This is a genomic window from Spirochaetota bacterium, assembly GCA_004297825.1.
Taxonomy (GTDB): domain Bacteria; phylum Spirochaetota; class UBA4802; order UBA4802; family UBA5368; genus FW300-bin19.
The window spans coordinates 11,717-31,140 of record SCSX01000024.1; the positions used below are offsets into that span (position 1 = coordinate 11,717).

13 protein-coding genes and 1 riboswitch are annotated in these 19,424 nt (G+C 57.4%); of the genes, 8 read left to right on the forward strand and 5 right to left on the reverse strand.

From position 1 onward, the window contains the following. The first annotated feature begins 15 nt into the window (after positions 1-15). Both EPN93_05045 and EPN93_05050 read left to right on the forward strand, forming a co-directional pair. Entirely contained in the window at positions 16-3,702 is a 3,687-nt protein-coding gene (locus tag EPN93_05045; protein ID TAL38030.1) for a DUF3857 domain-containing protein, read from the forward strand. Then, complete coding sequence (locus EPN93_05050; protein TAL38031.1) at positions 3,699-7,292, forward strand: hypothetical protein; 3,594 nt, start codon at positions 3,699-3,701, stop codon at positions 7,290-7,292. The genes EPN93_05045 and EPN93_05050 overlap by 4 nt, the downstream gene beginning before the upstream one ends. Before the next feature lie 6 nt (positions 7,293-7,298). Here EPN93_05050 and EPN93_05055 read toward each other — a convergent pair whose 3' ends face one another. After that, positions 7,299-7,544 carry a hypothetical protein gene (locus EPN93_05055; protein TAL38032.1) on the reverse strand — a complete coding sequence of 82 codons (246 nt, stop codon included), beginning with the start codon at positions 7,542-7,544 and terminating at the stop codon, positions 7,299-7,301. Between the two features lie 274 nt (positions 7,545-7,818). Here EPN93_05055 and EPN93_05060 point away from each other — a divergent pair, with 274 nt between their 5' ends. Continuing rightward, on the forward strand, positions 7,819-8,730 hold the full coding sequence (locus EPN93_05060) for a LysM peptidoglycan-binding domain-containing protein (protein TAL38033.1): 912 nt from the start codon (positions 7,819-7,821) through the stop codon (positions 8,728-8,730). A gap of 2 nt (positions 8,731-8,732) precedes the next feature. Here the strand turns inward: EPN93_05060 and EPN93_05065 are convergent, their stop codons facing one another. Beyond that, the gene (locus EPN93_05065; GenBank protein TAL38034.1) at positions 8,733-9,212 is read right to left on the reverse strand and encodes a hypothetical protein; all 480 of its coding nucleotides are present in this window, start codon (positions 9,210-9,212) and stop codon (positions 8,733-8,735) included. A 221-nt stretch (positions 9,213-9,433) separates the two neighbouring features. Here EPN93_05065 and EPN93_05070 point away from each other — a divergent pair, with 221 nt between their 5' ends. Beyond that, on the forward strand, positions 9,434-11,449 hold the full coding sequence (locus EPN93_05070; GenBank protein ID TAL38035.1) for a beta-galactosidase: 2,016 nt from the start codon (positions 9,434-9,436) through the stop codon (positions 11,447-11,449). A gap of 3 nt (positions 11,450-11,452) precedes the next feature. Further along, positions 11,453-11,842, forward strand: coding sequence for an FMN-binding protein (locus EPN93_05075; protein ID TAL38036.1), 390 nt, complete (start codon positions 11,453-11,455; stop codon positions 11,840-11,842). Between the two features lie 79 nt (positions 11,843-11,921). Here the strand turns inward: EPN93_05075 and EPN93_05080 are convergent, their stop codons facing one another. Together EPN93_05080 and EPN93_05085 are read right to left on the reverse strand one after the other, a co-directional pair. Beyond that, on the reverse strand, positions 11,922-12,638 hold the full coding sequence (locus EPN93_05080; protein TAL38037.1) for a cytidylate kinase-like family protein: 717 nt from the start codon (positions 12,636-12,638) through the stop codon (positions 11,922-11,924). 405 nt (positions 12,639-13,043) lie between these two features. Then, positions 13,044-14,183 (reverse strand): radical SAM protein, encoded by a 1,140-nt coding sequence (locus tag EPN93_05085; GenBank protein TAL38038.1) that lies wholly within the window; start codon positions 14,181-14,183, stop codon positions 13,044-13,046. 181 nt (positions 14,184-14,364) lie between these two features. Between EPN93_05085 and lysS the strand changes: the two genes are divergently transcribed. Further along, entirely contained in the window at positions 14,365-15,849 is a 1,485-nt protein-coding gene (lysS, locus tag EPN93_05090) for a lysine--tRNA ligase (GenBank protein TAL38039.1), read from the forward strand. Beyond that, positions 15,850-16,482 (forward strand): DedA family protein, encoded by a 633-nt coding sequence (locus EPN93_05095; protein TAL38040.1) that lies wholly within the window; start codon positions 15,850-15,852, stop codon positions 16,480-16,482. A gap of 24 nt (positions 16,483-16,506) precedes the next feature. Here EPN93_05095 and EPN93_05100 read toward each other — a convergent pair whose 3' ends face one another. Continuing rightward, on the reverse strand, positions 16,507-17,154 hold the full coding sequence (locus tag EPN93_05100; protein ID TAL38041.1) for a TetR family transcriptional regulator: 648 nt from the start codon (positions 17,152-17,154) through the stop codon (positions 16,507-16,509). A 195-nt stretch (positions 17,155-17,349) separates the two neighbouring features. Between EPN93_05100 and EPN93_05105 the strand changes: the two genes are divergently transcribed. Next, positions 17,350-19,137 (forward strand): hypothetical protein, encoded by a 1,788-nt coding sequence (locus tag EPN93_05105; GenBank protein TAL38042.1) that lies wholly within the window; start codon positions 17,350-17,352, stop codon positions 19,135-19,137. A gap of 175 nt (positions 19,138-19,312) precedes the next feature. Next, positions 19,313-19,413: riboswitch (SAM riboswitch) on the forward strand. Positions 19,414-19,424: the final 11 nt, after the last annotated feature.

A 19,424-nucleotide genomic window follows, 5' to 3' on the forward strand; every position in this document is an offset into this window, starting at 1 on the left:
GGGATCGATACTGCCATGAACTATTTTCGTGCATGCAAGGCAACCGCCGCACTGATTATCCTGCTCGTCATGGCGGAGTCCGGACGCGCGGGCGCCCCCCCCGAAGATACGTACCTTTTCCAGAAATCGCGGGGGAATTACATCCAGGCTTTCGATGCGCTGGCTGCGTGGACCGTTTCGCTGGACGATTATGCGACCATCGAAATCAACATTCTGCGCGCATCGGAGCTCACGGGATACCCGGAGCTCTATCCCGCGATGCTGGAATGGTGCGACAGGCTCCTGGGGGAAAACGCGAGGGTCGCCTCGGCCCCCCGGCTCGCGGCGCGCGTTCAGACGCTCAGGAACTTCCTGCTCCTGAAGGCGGGAAGGAGGGACGCGGCGATCGCCGCCCTCGACGGGATGGGCTGCGTTCGGGAATTCGATATTATCGGACCCTTCAAAAACGAGGGCGTCTCCGAATTCGAGAGCGTTTTGCCCCCGGAAAAAGAATTAATCCGGGACGCCGAGTACCAGGGGAAACTGTTCCGGGTCAAATGGTTCCGCGCCGCGACCTCGCTTGCGGGAATACTCGATCTCTCCGAGCGATCGATGGAGACGGGTAACTGTCTGTATTACCTGTCCCGAACGATAACCGTCGCACGGAAAGGGGCATACCGGCTGTGTTTCGGAAAGTCGGGCTATGCGGACATGTGGATTGACGGAACGCGGGTCTTCAACAATCGGAAAAGGCATGGCTTCAACCCCGACCAGTATTGCCTGGAGGTCGGGCTCGACGCCGGAACGCATCGCCTGCTCGTCAAGCTGGGCGATTCCCACAGGGCGGGCGTGAGTTTTTCCCTTCGCATAACGGACGAAAAAGGCGCACCGGCGGATGTATCGGAGCCCGGTGAGAAGGGGGCCGGGAAGGCCGGGTTGCCGGAGATTCGCTCCGTCCTGATGCCAAGCACCCTGTCCGATAGTCAGGCCACGGATGCCCGCGCGGCATTCCTCAAGGGCTACTATTATTATTTCACGGGGCTTCACAGCGAAGAAGAGAGGGAGGCAATCGCCCTCTTCGAATCGGCGGCGGAGGATTCCCGCTGGGGGGCGGCGGCCCGGTATTACCAGGCCCTCTGTGAAGACGAGCTCGACCGACGCGATTCCACGGCGCTCAAGGTGCTTTCCCTGGACCCCGGATTCGTCGAGGCGCTCGGGCTTCGCGCGGGATTCATGCTCGACGGGGGGTTCACGACGGAGGCATTCAGGCTTATCGACGCCATACGGTCCGTGAATCCCGCCGCGGCCTCGGGCGTGTGGATGCGGGCGAACGCGCTGACCGCGAAGGGATTCGATACCGAGGCCCTCCGCGAAGCAAGGCTGCTGCTTGCCACGGCCTATCCCTCCTCGGGGCGCGCCTTCCTGGGTGAATTCCACTTTGCGCGGCAGGATTACGGGCGCGCGCTGGAGCAGTATGCCGCCCTTTATCAAATGGACAGGCACTCAAAAAATCTCATCATGCGGCTGGCCGCGTGCCACAAGGAGCTGGGGAACTTCGACGCGGCGCAGCGGGTTTTGGAATCCGGGATTTCGTCATTCCCCGCCGACGCGACCATGCGGTATACGCTGGCCGAACTGGTCCGTCATACCGGGGGCGTCACGGAAAGCATTCCGTACCTCGCCTCGGCGCGCCTCGTTTCCCCCTTCGACAGCCGGGTTCTCTTCGACCTTGGGGTCGCCTACCACAGGGGGGGAAAATCGGCGCTCGCGCTCTATTTTCTCGAGGAAGCCCTCTCCTGTGATCCCAGCAATTATTACATAAAGCAATATATCGAGACATTGAAGCCCGCGGCGCGCGAGGGTTCCAATCTGCTCTACGCGGGCGAGGTGCAGGAGCTCGAACGGCTCGCGGCGCCCTACGCGGACGAGCCCGCCGTAATGCTGCTCGATGAAACCATGTACCGCGTGCTCGCGGACGGTTCCTACGAGCGCAGCGTAAGGAAGATTTACAAGCTGCAACACGAGAGCATACTGGACGATTTCAGGCAGCAGTATATCGTCTTCGATCCGGCCGTGGACAGGATAACGGACGTGCGCTGCACGGTGATCAACGACGGGGCCGGCACCGACGCCGCGGAGGGATACACGCATTCGCTCTCGGAGCCCGAGAGCAGGCTCTATTACGACGTGAGCGCCCGGACGGTGAACCTGCCCTCGATACGCAAGGGAAGCGTCATCGACTTCCGGTACCGGGTGAAAAGCGAAGCGGGCCCCGTCTACCACGGGGCGTTCTCCGAGCGGGTCGCGACGGGCGGCGAGTATCGCGTGATGCGTTTGAATATCGTGGTGAGCTTTCCCGCCGAAAAAACCATATACTGCCGCCTCAGGGGAATTCCTGCCTCCGCGCTCCGGGAGATCAGGGCCGACGGGCGACGGGTGTACCGGATCACGAGCGAGAACACGGCGCCCTACCGCGCCGAGTCCTACATGCCCCCGGCGTTCGATCTCCAGCCCGCGGCTTTTTTTCTCTCCCACAGGGACTGGGCGGAGGTGCAGCAATGGTACGCGTCGCTGCTCCGCAATCGCGCCGTGGCCGGCGACGAGATGAAAAAAAAGCTGAAGGAGATCGTCCTTCCCGCGGACGGGCCCGAGGAAAAGGTGCGGAAAATCTACGAGCACGTGAGCGCGGAGGTCCGCTACGTGGGCTTCGAACTGGGCATAGGCGGACTTCAGCCGCGCCGCGCGGACCTGGCATATGCCACCAGGATGGGCGACTGCAAGGACATGGCCCTGGTGCTGGCGGCGTTTTTACAGGAAGCCGGCATCTCGGCGAAAATCGCGCTCCTGAGAACCCGCGACAAAGGGGAGGCCGATTTTTCGATTCCCTCGCTGGGGCAGTTCAACCATGCCATTTGCTATGCGGATGTCGCGGGGGGCATCTTCCTGGACGCCACCGCGAAGATGTGCGGCTACAGGGAGCTTCCCGCATCGGACAGGGACGTAAATACCCTGGTGGTCGACGCGCACGGCTACGCGATCGTAAACACGGGCGGGCCCGCCTACGCGAAAAATTTCGACGCCGCGCGCACCGAAATCGAGCTGGGGGAGGACGGGAGCGCGCGGCTATCCCGAGAGATCGTGAAAATGGGGGACTTCGCCCCGTCGGCGCGCTACGATTTCGCGTTTGACCCGCAGAGCAGGAAGCAGGACATAGCGGGCTACTGGAACGGCATGTTCCCCGGGGCGCAGATAGGGCCCGTGGAGGTGAAGAGCGCAACGCTCGATGCGCCCGTACGCTATGCCTACGAGGTGCGCATTCCCGCGTTCGCGCAAATCTCGTCCCAGGGCGCGTGGTTAAAAGCCTTTTTCATCCCCACGGACTTTTACCGGGAGTATGCGCTCATGAGGACGCGTGAGCTGCCGCTGATTCTCCCCCGCACGTGGGAAACCTCGACCGAGATTCGGTTCCGCCTGCCGCGCGGGTACTCGCCCGGGTCGGTGCCTCGAAGCGAAAAATGGACGCACCCGAAATACGGGGCCGAGTTCAGCTACACGGACCTGGGCGGCGGGGTGATCGAGGCGCGTTCCCTGGTCCGCGTAACAGAGTATCGCCTGTCGAGGGATGATTACCCGAAATTTCGCGAGTTCGCCCTGTTCATCGCCCGCAAGGAAGCGGAGAGGATCATGTTAAGGCGGGACGGGTCGGGAGGCGATGAAAAATGACGAAGACAATGCGGGTATGCACGAATCGAAAACGCCTTTCGGCGGTGCGCGCGGCTGCGATTCTCATGGGCGCCCTTTGCCTTCATGCGGCTTCAAGTGCTCCTTCATACGCGGGCCCGGCGGAAAAAAGTGCCGCAATTTACGCGGATTTCCGCCGCGGCGATCTCGGCGCGCTTTTCGCGGACATCGAGAAGTTCCTGGTGGAACACCCGGAGCGCCCCGAGGCCTTCCTGTATATCGGCGACCCGGTGCGCCTTGTGGACGTTGTCGGCCATGAACGCGTGGACAGGACGCTGCGGGGTCTCCTCGACAGGTCCTCACGCGTCCCCGAATCCCGGCGCAATCTCCTCGTCATGAAGATATCGATGGAGCTCGAAAAGCTCGCCGCCTTGAAAGATGCCGCGGGGGCGAGAAAAGCCGCCGATGCGCTCGCGCCCGTGCGCGAATGGAGCATTACGGGACCCTACCACCGGTACGGGGCATACGATATCCACTATCCCTGGCTTCCCGAGGCAGCGCAGGATATGCGGTCGATCGACCGGCGGGTGCTCCGCCTGGAAAACGCGGACGCGATCCTGGATTTCGACGAGTTCCTGTTTCCGGAACGCGGGGTCGCCTACGCGCTCACGACCCTGAAGCGCGGGGGGCCGATAAGGCTTCGCTTCCAGTCGCGCGCCTCGTACGTCGTGTTCATCAACGGGAGGATCGCGCTTAAAAATATCGTGGGCGAAACGCAACGCTCGCTGCGCGTGCTCGAGGTAGGCGGATTCGGGGCGCTGACCGTAATGGTAAAGGTATACCGCGGCGATGCCTGGAGCTTTCGTATGCTCACCAGCGATGTCACCGATGTGTCCCTGCCGTGCGAAGCGAACCCGGACGAGATCGCGGCTACGCCGCTCGATTCCGCGGAGGTAATGGAATATCCCTGGAGCGAGCTGATGGAATTGCACGCGAAAGGGTCGATCGAAGCGAGCTTCCACCTTGGAAATTATTTTCACGAACTCGACAGTGACGAATCCCTGGAGTATTACAAGACCGCCTGCACGACCGATCCAACGGGAATACGCAGGTTTTTCATGGCTTCGGCAATGCGGGAACACAACCATGGCGCACAGGGATCGGCGTTCGCCCTGGAATCCGCGCGCATCATGAACGAGCTTGCGGCGGAGTTCCCGGATTTCGTGCCGGCGGCGCATATGAAATTCGAGCGGCTGCTGGAACAGAGAAGCCTTTCGGAGGCGTGTATATTCGGTGCCCGGCTCTCGACCGGGGCGGCCTCGTACCTCCCGCTCAGGGAGGAATACTCGGGGCTCCTGCGCTCCCTGGAACATGAAAAAGAATTCGAGGAGCACGCGCGCGATTTCCAGACCGGGTTTCCCCACGCCGATGCGCCCCTCATGGAGATGGCCGAATATTACCGGGGCAGGGACGTGGTCCGCTGCGAGGAGTTTTGCCGGAAGATACTCGCGCGCGGGTACCGGCAGGGGGCGTTCGGCCTGCTCCTGGGGCTCCTGCGTGACCAGGGGCACCATAAGGCCGCTATCGAACTGCTGGAACGATTCAACGGCGACGGTGCCCTGAACGACACCCTTATCGACGTGCTCATAGAATCGGGCGATTACCGCCGCGCGCGGAATCTGCTCTATAAAAATACCATCCGGCGTAAAAAGCCCGCGGATATCGTGCGTCTTGGAAGGCTTAGCCGCCTGGAAGGCGGCGATCCCGTCATGGATTGGGAGAAAGCCGCCGGGCTGGATCCGTCCGACTTTGCCACGGCGGATCTGCTGGATTTTGTAAAGACGGGAAAGATCGAGGAGCCCCTGGAAAGGTACCGGGATGAAAGGGCGGAGGACCATATAGTGCAATGGGCGCTGCGCGGACACGGGGAGTATTCCTCCGAGGTGGTGTTCAGAAATTATATTTTTAAAATTAACGCAGATGGAAGCTCCCTGGCCTTGTGTGAGGACGTCCTCTACGTCCATGACCAGAAGGGGGTCGAAAAATGGGGCGAATACCGGGTGCCCCTTGCGGGGAAGATCCATCCCCTGCGCGCGAGGGTTTATGACGGGGAGGGACGGTACAGCGATTCATTCAGGATAGAAGAGGTCAACGGCGCCTATTACATCAATCTTGCAAATCTCAAGGAAAAGTCGACGATCCACGTCGCCTACAGCGTGGATAACCCTTTCTCAATCCAGGGGGAATCGGGGTTTACGGCGATTCCGGCGATGATCCTTCAGGATTTCGAAGAGCCGCTGCACGCCCTCTCCCTGAAGATAGTAGCCCCCGCGAGTGTGCGTTTGACCATGGATCACCGGGCCGATGCCGCCCCCGTCATGACAATCCGCGACGAAAATGCAATCTATTCTCTCAGGCTGCAGAATCTTCCATTCATAAAGCACGAGGAAAACGCGGGTGCCGCGGGGAATCACCTGCCCTATTTCGGGGCATCGACAATGATCGATGCGAGCGATATTACCCAGTGGTACGCGGGGCTTTTAATGAACAAGCCCGGACAGGACGGTCGCTCGATAAAACTTCGCTTTGGCGGGCCGGACGACGAACAAACCGCGATACGCGTTTATTCGTATGTTGAAAACGATATCGATCTCTCCGGCAATGCGTTGTATTATCCGGACAGCCCGCGGGACGTGGAATATAAGCGCAAGGGAACGGTCGAAGACAAGGTGCTGCTCGCGCGTAACATCCTTGCGGGCTGCGGCATAAAGGCGTTTCCCGCGTTCGCGAAGCGGATAGAGCTTCCCGAATCGGGCAGGTTTGTTTCTCCCGGCGCGTTCTCAGATATCCTGCTGTTCATTCCCGGACTGGGGAGCGAAGGGATATGGCTCGATTTCTCGCGACGCTACGCGGGATTCGGGATGGTGAGCGCTTCGCTCCGGGGGACGGAAGCGCTCGTGATGGGGGAGAACGGCTACGAGCGGCGCACGGTTCGATCGCGCCGGCCGGATAAGATCACCCGCGACTATCGCTTTGTAATAGACGAAGGCGGAAACGCTGAGTGCACCATACGGGAGACCCTGGAGGGACGTCATGGTACCTACCGCGAATACTTCGCCAACAGCCTGCACGAGGAGCGTTCCGTAAACCAGTTTTTCAGCGCGCTGCTCCCGTCACTTGCCATTGATCAGTATGAAATCGCGAATCTGGAATCCGTAGACGCCCCCTTCGTGCTTTCGATTAAGGGAAGATGCTTTTCCGTCACTCCACCCCCCGGTGACCGTGCAGTACTGGGGATGACGTCCAGAACCGACGCGACGCGCTACATCCAGTCCGCGGAGCGCGCATTGCCGCTCCTCATCCAGGAGGAAATCAACGAGGTCGAGAGATATTCCTTCATTCTTCCGGAAAGATTTGCGGGCGTGGAATACGGGTACGAGGAAGATATCGCATGTAAATTTGGGACCGCGGGGATCCGGATAAAGAAGAAAAAGGGGAGCGCGGAGGTGGAGATAATAAAAGAGGTCCGTGTGCAGGCCGGCTGGATTGCCCCGGAACAGTACAAGGAATTCCTGGATTTTTGCATGAAACTGGACGAGGCGGAAAAACGGGAAGTAATAATCCCGAAATGAACGGCCTTACTGGGCCTGGACCACGCGCGTCACCACAAACCAGAGAAACATGATTATAATCGACATTCCCCACAGTCCTACAATGGCGATCGATACCTCGGGGTGGGTGCTGATCCACCGGTAGAACCGCGATTCCCGGTACTGCATGATGAGGTAAAGAAGCCTGGACGAGGAATTCGATTTCTTAAGTTCGGATTTTCTGAAATCCGGCGTTGTTTTTCCCTGGGTGCCGGGTGCAGGCGTATCGCTCATGTCGGGAGTACCTTAGATTACCTTTCGAATTTAGGATTACAGGGACAGGTTAAATTTTAAAATCGGACTTGTCAATGACATATGTGACTGATTTCAAATTAATGGCAAAATGCCCGCCGCAGGCCCGGGACCGGAAGCGTATCAGCCCGAAAAAAACAAATTGCTCAACTATTGTGTGCACGGTGCCGATAAAAAGATTAAGGGGTAGCCTGCCTTTCTTCAACATACAAACGCCGATAGGACGATACGGCGGGGAACAGTGGGAGTTGTTCTCGTGGCAAGAACAGGGATGTTCATTCAAGCGGCCGTGGTGCTGTGCGCATTTCTATTGCAATGCGCCCCCGCGCGCACGCAGGTAAGGCAGGACCGCGGCACGGATGCCGTGCGCAGGCCTGCGCCCGCCGTGATCGACGATTACAACCCCCGCAACGAACGGCTGCAATTCAGCGATTCCAAACTGGCGGAGTTGCAGGGACTGGAGGACCGGGAGACGACGTATTCGGTCGAAAAGCAGTCAGTTCGCGAGGATGCCGTTAAAACGCCGGAAACTCACCCTTCGCATGACCCGAAACCCGCGCCGCAGCGAACGACCGTTTCCAGGCCCGTTTCCGTAGAAATTCATACGATAAAGAAAGGCGACACGCTTTCCGGGATCGCCCGGCGGTACGGATGCAGCGTGGAAGAAATCTGCACGCTGAATGGAATCTCGCCCCGTGACAAAATATACAAGGGTCTCCCCCTGAAGGTGCCGGTGGCAAAACCGGTCGAAAGCGCGCCCGTCGCCGCAAAGGCGCGCGTCCAGAAAAAGAAGGATCACGATGCACCGGCGCCCAGGTTTAACTGGCCGATCGGATCCGTGGTGAAGGTCGCGCGCGAGGACGTCAACGGGGTCAAGCCCATAGGTATCGAGATAACGGGAAAATCCGGGCAGGCGGTCGTATCAGCCGCCTCGGGGACGGTGAAGAAGGTCGGCGACATGAGGGGTTTCGGTACGTATGTCATCATCTCACATGGGGACCGATACGTGACGGTGTATGCGCGGCTGAAATCCGTGAGCGTCCGGGAAGGGGACACCGTGGAGTCCGGTACGGCGATCGCGGTACCCGAGGGGGGTTCGATACATTTCGAGATAGGCCACGGCGGAAAGCCGGTCGATCCGCTCGCATACCTGCCGAAAAAACTTTGAGCCTATCTGCAGCCCATGCCTTCCAGCTTTTCCTGAAGCTCGACGAAACATTTCGGGGCTGATTCGCGCGCGGGATTGCTGCGAAAGAGTACCGCCTTGGTCGTTCCCTTACGGGTGATGGTTATTTCGTAGGCATAGTGCCTCTCGTCCGGCGATGCGCCATACGCGTCCCTTAAAGTGAAAAATCCGCACGCATCCGCAGCACCCAGCAGGGCGCTTAGCTCCTCTTGTGGCATGGAGCGCGTCGAGGTACGCTGACGGGAAGAGACGGGGATATCGCTCCACGGCTTTTCATAGGTGACGTCTTTTTGCCTTGTACAGAGCATTGTGGACCCTTCGATACGCACGTTCAGGAAAGGAGCGCTGTAACCGATTATGACGGGATCGCTTTTATTGGGATCATGGATGCCTCCATGCGGGGCCGTAGTGCAGGAAACCAATACTACAAGGCAGAAAACGCATGCGGCGAACGGGTGTTTCATGGTTATCCTCCTGCTGTATGGTTCGGCACGCGTCCGGTCTAAACCGCGCATGAGGCCGAATCCCCCGAACCAGTATATCATCCCGGCGCGATGCCTCAATGTATTTTTCCGGCTGTGTCCCACTGCCGAAATTGAATTTCCACCACATGACCGAAAATAACTGGCAATAATTCCGGCTACCGGATACTGATTTACAATCATCCTGACAGGAGCGAAACAAGATGGGAAACGAAGGGAAGGGAGTCTTATTCGGCGTCGATTATTACCCGGAACAGTGGGACAGGTCGCTCTGGGAATCGGACGCCCGGAGAATGAGGGAGATGGGAATAAAGGCCGCGCGCCTCATGGAATTCGCGTGGGTGCTCCTGGAGCCCCGCGAAGGAAAATACGATTTCTCGCTCTTCGACGAGGCGATCGACGTCCTTGCCGCGCAGGGAATCGGCATCGTGCTCGGTACGCCCACGGCGACATTTCCCTACTGGCTCTACGAAAAAGACCCGGCCATGGTGCAGGTGAACCCCAACAGGATGTCCCGGGATTTCGGGGCGCGGCGCGAGGGATGCTATAACGCGGCGATCTATCGCAAGGCCGCGGGAAGGATAGTGAAAAAGATCGCAAAGCATTACGGGAAAGATTCCCGGGTAATCGGGTGGCAGATCGACAACGAGATCGGACACGAGGGCTCGGACCGGTGCGTGTGCGACAATTGCGCGCGGCAATGGGGGGGCTGGCTCAGGAAAAAGTATGCAACTATTGACGCGCTCAACAGGGCCTGGGGGACCGTGTTCTGGGGGACCACGTATTCAAAGTTCGACCAGGTGCCCGTCCCGCGCGACCAGGTTGCGACCATTCAAAACCCTTCCCTCTACCTCGACTATTACCGCTTCTGTTCTGATTCGGCGACGGCCTTCACCGGGGAGCAGGTCCGAATACTGCGCAAGCATATCGCGAAAGATCAATGGATAACCACGAACCTCTACCCCGCACCGCACGCCCCCGTTATCGACATGGAGGAGATGCTGCGTCCCATGGACATCCCCGCCTATGACAACTACCCGGTGTGGGGTGACCAGGACGAGCCCCTGCCCTATTTTTTCATCTCCTATGCCCTGAGCTATATCCGCGGCCTCAAGGACACGGGCACGTTCGCGATCCTTGAGCAGTTCAGCGGATTCCAGGGCCACGTCTGCCTGGGATATCTTCCCCCCGAAAAACAGGCCGTGCTGTGGACGGACCAGGCGATCGCGCGGGGCGCAGATAAAATCTTTTATTTCAGGTGGCGCACCGCCGCGTTCGCCCAGGAACAGCTCTGCTACGGGATACTCGACTCCGACAATTCCGATACCAGCCGCTACGCCTCGCTACGCGACAATATCCGCGAAAAGGGCGCAACCTACGCGCGCTTCGCCGATACGCCCTTCGAATCACAGGCGTGTCTTGTCTATGACAAGGACAACTCAAGGCTGATCAGGGACCAGTACCTGTCCAAGGGACTTTATTTAAGCCCCGAGCCATACATGCAGGTCGGATACGACCTGGAGTGCGCGCGGCAGTTCGCCCCCACGGTCCTCTTTAACGTGAACACCGACGTAAAGAGCGCGCAGGGTGTGGACCTTTCACGCTACAAGCTCATCCTGCTGCCGCTCTACCAGATGGCGTCGCCTGTTTTCGTCAAAAAGCTCGAGGAGTGGGTCCGGCAGGGGGGACACCTTGTGCTGGGCTTCAGGGCCGGGGCGCGCGATGAAAAAAATCACGCGGTCAGCACGGAGCTCCCGGGTCTCTTCGCCGAAATGGCGGGGATAACGATAAAACGATTCGAATCCCTGAACGAGACGAAGGTGAAGATTCGTGTGGGAATGATTCCCGCGCACGGCGAGGTGTGGGCCGACCAGATCATCCCCGGAACGGCCAGGCCCATCGCGCGGTATACGGATCGCAAAAAGCATTATCGCGGCATGCCCTGCGCGACCGTGAATGAGTTCGGAAAGGGAAAGGTCTACTATTTCGGAACGACCCCGGGCCCGCTCGCGACAATCCTGCTATACCGGAAGGTGTTCAAGGCCGCGGGCCTGAGGCCGAAATTTTACGGGATGGGCATCGAGGCCGTCCGGCGAACCACGACGGACGGGAAAAAGCTGGAGGTCATCTTGAATCATACCGCGCGGACCAGGTGGGCGGGGCTTTCGCGGCTGCGACCCTACTCAATGATTTCGCGTGAAATCCGCCAGGCGAGGTGAAGTATGAAGTTGTATCGGAACACGATTCTTGCCGCCGTTCTTTGCGCGTGCGTATGCCTGCCCGCCTGCGCGAGTGAGGAAACCCGTGCGATCAGGGCGCTCCGAATCAACGATGTCGACCTTTCCCGGATCCCGGACGGGGTTTACGAGGGGAGCTTCAGCTACGGATCGTTCAATTACCTGGTGCGCACCACGGTAAAAAAGCATCGCATCGCCAACGTGGAGATTCTGAAAAACAGGGATACCGTGTACGCGCGCAAGGCTGAAGGCGTCGTGGGCAGGGTGCTTGAAAAACAAACGCCGAACGTGGATGCGGTGAGCGGGGCGACGACTACAAGCAAGGCCCTGTTGAAAGCGATCGAGTATTCACTTGCGGGCGCCGGAGGAAGGTAGGGGAAAACTCCCGACGCACAATGCTGAAAAACGAAACGCTCCCCGGCGGGAGCGTTTCGTGCTAAGGTTCTCGCTATGGCTACTCGATGAATCCTTTTTTGACGAGAAGCGACACTACCATCTGCGCGATTTCTTCATTCGAAACCCGCGCGACATTGATCGTCAGGTCGTATGATGCGGGATTCGTGGCCTCGAACTTGAGGTACTGGGTGAGGAAATCGTGCCGCTCCTTGTCCTTGCGCTCGACCAGCTTCTCGGCTTCGAGGCGGTCCCGGATTCCCGCTTTCTCCATGATCTTGTGGATGCGGTAGCTCGGGGGGGCGACGAAGCGCAGGTGAAGACCGTACTTTAAATTGCGGGTGATCATGACCCCGGCGCGCCCGACGAATATTGCCCGCCCGTGAATGGATAAGCCGCGCACGGTTCTTACGAGCTTCTGGTAGACGCTCACCTGTGACGGGTAGTCCGTGAGCACGTTTCGCCAGAATTCGTTGATCTCCTCTCGTTTTATCGTATCGATCGTCTCGATGACTTTTTCCGAGATGTCGTGGTCTTCGACGATTTTATCTATGAGTTCCCGTTCGTAGGATTGCCAGACGTCGGTTTTTTCGTACGCATTGAGTTCCTGGGCGATAACCGCCGCGGTGGAGCCCGCATCGCATCCGTATTCCCTGGAAATGGTGATGAATGGACGCGGAATCTCGGCCTTGACCGTTACCGTTTTCGCCGTTTCCCATACCTTAAGCTGCTTCTGAATCTGTTTTTCCAGCGTGGATCCCTTAACATAGCTGCTCATGTGACGCTCCTGTCTCACCGAATTGGAACGACGCCCGCCAGGGGTAGTAAAATAAATAATGACGAAGTGTTGACCAAACCTTAGTATCTGGGGTTAATTAATCAATGATTTTCTCAACATATGAACCTATTTTGTAACTACTCTGCTATTATGAAATACATAACCAAAAATAATTAAAAGTATGGAATACCCCCGCCGCCAGAGGCGGCGGGGGTATTCCTGGCATTTATTATTTTATGTGCATATATTTGACAAACAGCTGAGTAGTTACCGAATTTTAATAATGAACTATTTCATTGTGAGTTATACGGTATCGGACAGGATACACACTGAACGGTGCGGACGGACATTCAATCGTGGGTGGCGCGATGGCCGACACACATGCGCCGGAGGGGAGGGGCTTTCTTAAATAAAATTTTTTAATATCTCGGATACGGCCGCGTCCACCGAGCCGTACTCTGCCTTGAGCCGGCCCTTAAGCGCTTCAACCTGGGGATCGCGGGTGAAATCGGAGAGATAGCGATACCGGCCGATCCGCCGGCCGATAATGAAGCTCTCCCGGTCGTCCTCGCCCAGGGACAGGTAGGCGTCGATTTTTTCCAGGATACGTTGTTTGCCGTCGGGAAACGTCCCTTCCACATCCTCGAGCAGGTTCATCATGTGGTCGCTCTGGAGGGTCCCGGTGATATCGTGCAGCGACTCGACGAAGGCGCGGATTTCCCGGACCTTGTCGTCCTCGCCCATGGGGGTCCATCCTCCCTGTCCCGCGAGATCGTAGAGCGGCGTTCCGGGGAGCGGTACCGTGCTCCGGATCCTGATAAAAGTGGGATTCACCGCATTGATTACGCGGGCCGATTCAGCCGCATTTTCACGCCAGCGCTCCCTGCCGCCCAACCCCGGCATATAGTATTCTGAGACGTCGAACCCGGCCGCAACGGCCTTTCTGCCGGCCTCGATCTGCTCAACGGCAGTCACGCCTTTGTCTACCAGGGAGAGCACCTCGTCGCAGCCGGATTCCATTCCTATATGGATGCGCGAGAGGCCCGCTGCGCGCAACTCCGAGAGCTCGTCAGGTGATTTTTTCGCGATGGTCTTCGCGCGCGCGTAGCTCGTGATGCGCTCGATTGTTTGAAACCGCTCGCGCAGATGCAGGAGTATCCGGACGAGCTCGGTGGTCTTTATGAGCACCGAGTTCGCGTCCTGGAGGAACGCGGTTTTCATCCCGTAATGGAGCCAGAAGGCGACCTGCTGGTAGAAGGAGACATGCGTTTCCGCGTCTTCGGACCTGGCATGGCGTACGACCTCATCGTTGATGAGCCCGTTGAAGCCGAGTATATGGGAGGATTCGAGAATCCGCGAGGCGAGTACATGAATGCTGTCGATGTCATGGATCACGTCCGCCGTATCGCGCCGGGAAAACTGCTGATCCTTGTAGGTGGCGCAAAAGGCACACCTGTTCCACGGACAGTTCCTGGTCACGCGGACAAGGACACTGTACGCCTCGCTCGGGGGACGGATGGGTCCCATTTCAAAGGTATGGCTCATAAATGTATGCCGTGCTTCGTTCCCCGCGGACGGGGATACGCGTATCGGCGCAGGAAGAGAAGATACGGGCGAATGTGAACGAGCGCAATAATAAATCGGGGTTGAACAATAAAAATAATTTGACACACGCTTTTATGCGCGGTGTATAACACGCAACCATACCAGAAGCGGGGAGCCGTTCATGAGCGAAGAAATATCGGACCTGATCCAACAGCGCATCGAGAAAGTCGAACACCTGAGGGCAAAGGGCGTCAATCCCTATCCAATACGCTATGCCCGCACGCACATGGCGGCGGAGGCAAGGGAGCTCTTCCGGGAAGACTCCCAGGAAACGGCGAGCATCGCGGGACGGCTCCGTTCGAAGCGTGTCATGGGGAAGGCCTCCTTCGTTCACGTCGAGGACGCGAGCGGGAGCATACAGGTCTATGCGCGGCAGGACGACTTGGGCGAGGAAAAATATGAAATTTTCAAGACGCTCGACCTGGGCGACATCATCGGCGTGAGCGGTTTCCTGTTCAAGACCAGGCAGGGGGAGATAAGCATCCATGCGAAGGACTTCGCCTTCCTCTCGAAGTGCATCCGGCCCCTGCCCTCGGTAAAAGAAAAGGACGGAGTGGTTTTCGACGAATTTTCGGACGTCGAGCTGCGCTACCGCCAGCGTTACGTCGATCTCATCGTGACCCCCAAGACCAGGCAGGATTTCGTGCTGCGCAGCAGACTCATCGCGGGGATACGCGATTTTCTCATGAAAAGGGGCTATATCGAGGTTGAGACGCCCATGATGCAGGCCATACCGGGCGGCGCCGCGGCGAGGCCGTTTACCACGCATCACAATGCGCTCGATATCGACCTTTTCATGCGCATCGCCCCCGAGCTTTACCTGAAGCGCCTCATCGTAGGAGGCTTCGAGAAGGTCTTCGAGCTGAACCGCAATTTCAGGAACGAGGGCATCTCGACCAAGCACAATCCCGAATTCACGATGCTGGAGCTCTACGAGGCGTACGCGGATTACCATGTAATGATGGATATCGCGGAACGAATGATTTCCTCGCTGGCACAGGAGCTCCTGGGGAGCATGGTGATCAGCTACCAGGGGACCGATATAGACCTGACCCCTCCCTGGGAGAGGATCACCTTCGTGGAAATAATAAAAAAATTCACCGGTATCGATTTCTCCGCGATAACCCGCGTCGAGGAGGCCCGGACGGCCGCCGAATCGCTGGGAATGAAGGCGGATGACGACGCTACACTCTGGGAGATCGCGAACGATATCTTCGAGGAAAAGGTCGAGGCGAACCTCATCCAGCCAGTGTTCGTCATGGATTACCCCAAAGAGCTCTCCCCACTCGCGAAATCAAGGGACGACAATCCGGAGTTCGTGGAGCGCTTCGAGCCCTATATCGTGGGCCGGGAGATAGGCAACGCCTTCAGCGAGCTCAACGATCCATTCGACCAGAGGGCCCGATTCGAGGAACAGGTCCGGATGCGCGAACAGGGCGACGACGAGGCCCAGCGCATGGACTATGACTATATCAACGCGCTTGAATACGGCATGCCCCCGGCGGGAGGAATGGGGATCGGCATAGACCGCCTGGTGATGCTCTTCATCGATTCCGCGTCCATCAAGGACTCGATTCTATTCCCGCTCCTGCGGCCGGAGAAATAAATGGGCATAACCGAGTTTCTCGTCGATTATATCACCCGCCTCATCGCCGCCGGCGGGTATCCCGCGATTTTCGTGCTCATGGGGCTCGAAAGCATGGTAGCCCCCGTGCCCAGCGAGGCGATAATGCCGTTCGCGGGGTTTCTCATAGTGGAGGGCCAGTTCAGCTTTGCCGGGGTGGTGGCGGTAAGCACCCTGGGCAGCATAGCCGGATCCCTCATCTCGTATTACATGGGCGCCTGGGGGGGCGAGCCGTTCGTGAAACGGTTCGGGAAATACCTGCTCCTGGACGTCCATCACCTTGAAACAACGAAAAGCTTTTTCGCCAGGTACGGGGAAAAGGCGATCTTTATCAGCCGGTTCATACCCGTGGTACGCCATCTCATTTCGATACCGGCGGGGGTGGGAAAGATGAACGCGCTGAAATTTTCCGCCTATACGATCGCCGGCGCGGGGATGTGGAACGCCTTCCTCGCGTGGGTCGGGTTCGTGCTGAAAGAAAACTGGTCCGAGGTGCGAAAATACAGCGAGGTCGTCGATATTGTCGTGGTGGCGGGAATACTCGGCGTTTGTGCATATTTCATCTACAGCCAGGTGAAACGGGTAACGGGGAAGGGGAAAAATGCCGCCCCCTGATCTGCTGGAGTATCGGACCCCCGGTCAGGATTTGCCGGATTCGATGCCGGTTCGGGCGATTGAAATCACTTCCTTGCGGGAAACCATATCGAGGATATGCGCCTTCGCCCGTTCGCTGTATTCGTCGTAATTGAAAGAGTTCTGGTCCAGGACGTACTGGATGATCATGCCCTGCACGACGCTGATTATAATCGCAGAAGCGTAGTGCACGTCCATTTCGGGAAAAATTCCCAATTGAATTCCCTCGTTCAGAATGCTCGCAATTTCAACGCGGTAGCTTTCATAAAGCTTTGTGTTGGCTTTTCTGATCCTGTCATTGTGGTTGATCTGCGTCCAGAAATCTATCAGGACATGGAAGTATTCCTTCTCGCGCTGAAGCAGCCTGAACGCCTGGTCCATGAAAATTTTCAGTTTTTCCCGAGGGTCCTTTGCTGTGGAGAGCTCCTTCACGAGGATTTCCCGGAGGTTGTTGTTCATCATCTTCAGGAGCGTGAAAAGTAATTCGTCTTTGTCCTTAAAATAGTAGTGCACGAGCCCGGTCGAAAGCCCCGCCTCCCGGGCGATATCGCGGATCGTGAAGTTGTAGTAGCCCTTTTTGCTTACCACTTTATACGTAGCGCTGGTAATCTGCTTTTTACGTTTTTCCAGTATGTCCTGGCTTCTCCGCGGCATGGTACCTCGCAAGCGTGTGCGAATAATTGGTCAACACCTCGATGGATTGTCAATACATAATTGGCTAAATGAACAATGATTGCCTCGATGATGAGGCATTGGCGGCGCTCCCGTCGGAACGGCGCCGATGTTCTTGAATTTTGCGGAAAGCGCGGTTAATTAAATATCAGGGGAAGACAGGGACCCGGAGCGCCAATGACGGAAAAAAGCTATATCAAAGAGGTTATCGAGCGGCCCGTAACGAGGGGCGAGTTGGAGCAGTCGAGGCGCCTGAAATCCCTGGGGGTCGACGCGGGCGATCTCGCGGAGTTGCACTCCAGGCTCGCCAGGATGCGCAAAGATTTGAAGGGCGAGGTACAGGCGCTCGAGCAAAAGCAGGAAAAATCTTACGCCCACGAGCCGCCCCGGACGAGAAGGCGAAAATACGATGAATATTTTTTCCTCACGAGGCCGCTTGGAATTTTCAGGCAGTTGTTCACCTACCGCAAGGCGAAGGGCATGTTTATAAAGAAATACGGGCCCGTGCACGTGGGCAAGCGTATCTCGTGGAGCATCTGGTACCTGTTCACGGATGGCGTCCTTTTTTTCCCTTCGATCGCCGTGTATAAATTTGTGCAGGAAATAATCCAGCTCCAGGAGGATCTGCGGGGGCATTTCAGAAAAATGTATTCGGCCGGCTGGCTTACCGACGAGGGGGCCGATGTACTTACGCCCTACGAATTCAATCTAATCGCCGAAGCAGAGCGTCTTATGAGCGATCTGACGGTCGTCAATTTTCTTATAAATTTCAAGCATCCCGGCGCCGCGATCGACAAGATGAAGCCGTTTATCGGTTATTACCTTTCCATCACACGGGACGAAAGAACGAAGCGGGAGGTACGCGAGGGGGTAGAGAAATCGCTGATGCGCATCCTTTATTCCGAGGGAACTGAACTGAGGCTGGTTAAGAAAATCCTGGCCGCCCTGGATAGGTTTCTCGACAATTCGATCGACAGGGAGCTTCTCGAGCCCCTGTTCGAATGCGCGTTCTGCCGAAGCTTCGATACCCCGGAAATCAGGAAGTTCGTCAGGCTCCACCCCGTCGAAATGGAGGTTTTCCGCGCGGATCCCGGCCTGATGGACATGATGAGCGCGCGCAAAAAGAAATTCCTGGAGCAGATAGAACAAAAGGCAGCCATGATAGAAGATAAAATCATGCTGGTGCTGGACATTTTTGAATCGATCGGAGCGCGGGAAGAATCGACGGCGACCGGGAAGGCGGATTACCTCGAGGGGATGCTGAATTACGCATACCATTTCAATGCGAAGATCCTGGCGGGAAAGCTGCGCAACGTCGCAATCGTGCTCAGCGACCTTTGCGATATCTTTTTTCTTCAATTTGCGTCGTTTCTCTCCGACGAGGTGCGCATCAAGCGCGACAACAACATGGTCATGGTTCGGATTTTCAAGGGCTCGCTATTTTCGGAAGAAATTTCCAAGCTGGAAATCGAGCGGCACCTCATGGCGGAATTCATGAAAAAAGCCTACGGGTTCGATATCTTCGCCCGCCAGGGACTCAACAGCCAGGAAACGGCGTTCATGAACGTGGTGAACAGCCTGGTCGACGCGTTTTACTCAATAGGCATCAAACTCTACACGGCAATAAAAGGCCACCACGATCAGATTGAAGGTGAACGCATGGAAACGGTAGAGGTACCCATGGACGAAAAGCGCACGGGCAGCGCGCGCATTCCTTTCGCAGAGGCAATTTTACAAAGCGGATACAGCGCCCCCGGGCACGCGGCAGTCCTGGCCAACAAGACGGTGCTTGAATCTGCCGCAGAAGTAAAAAAGTTCTGTTTTTGTCTTGCGTATAAATTCGAGCACGCCCACAGGGACCTGACAGTGGGCGGGCGACGTGAAACCATCGAGGCGATGATCGAGGGTCTCGAAGGGCTTTACGAAAAACTTCAACAGCTTCAAAAGGGAGAAAACGTGGAATGACGCCGCACCACCGGCGGAAGTCCAAGGCTCGATTGTCGTGGATGAACGCGGGACCGGCGGCGAAGAAAAATTTCTAATTGACTTCGCGTTTGCGTTGGATTTATGGTAATCGCACTTTACGGCGAAAAGACGCCTGCCGGGGAACATCGTTCCCAACGATATTTGACATAGTGTTATTCTATCCAGAGTGGCGGAGGGACAGGCCCGATGAAACCACGGCAACCGGCGCGGCGCGCTTGGTGCCAATTCCTGCGGATCGTATCCGGTAGATGGGATCGTAGTGTGAA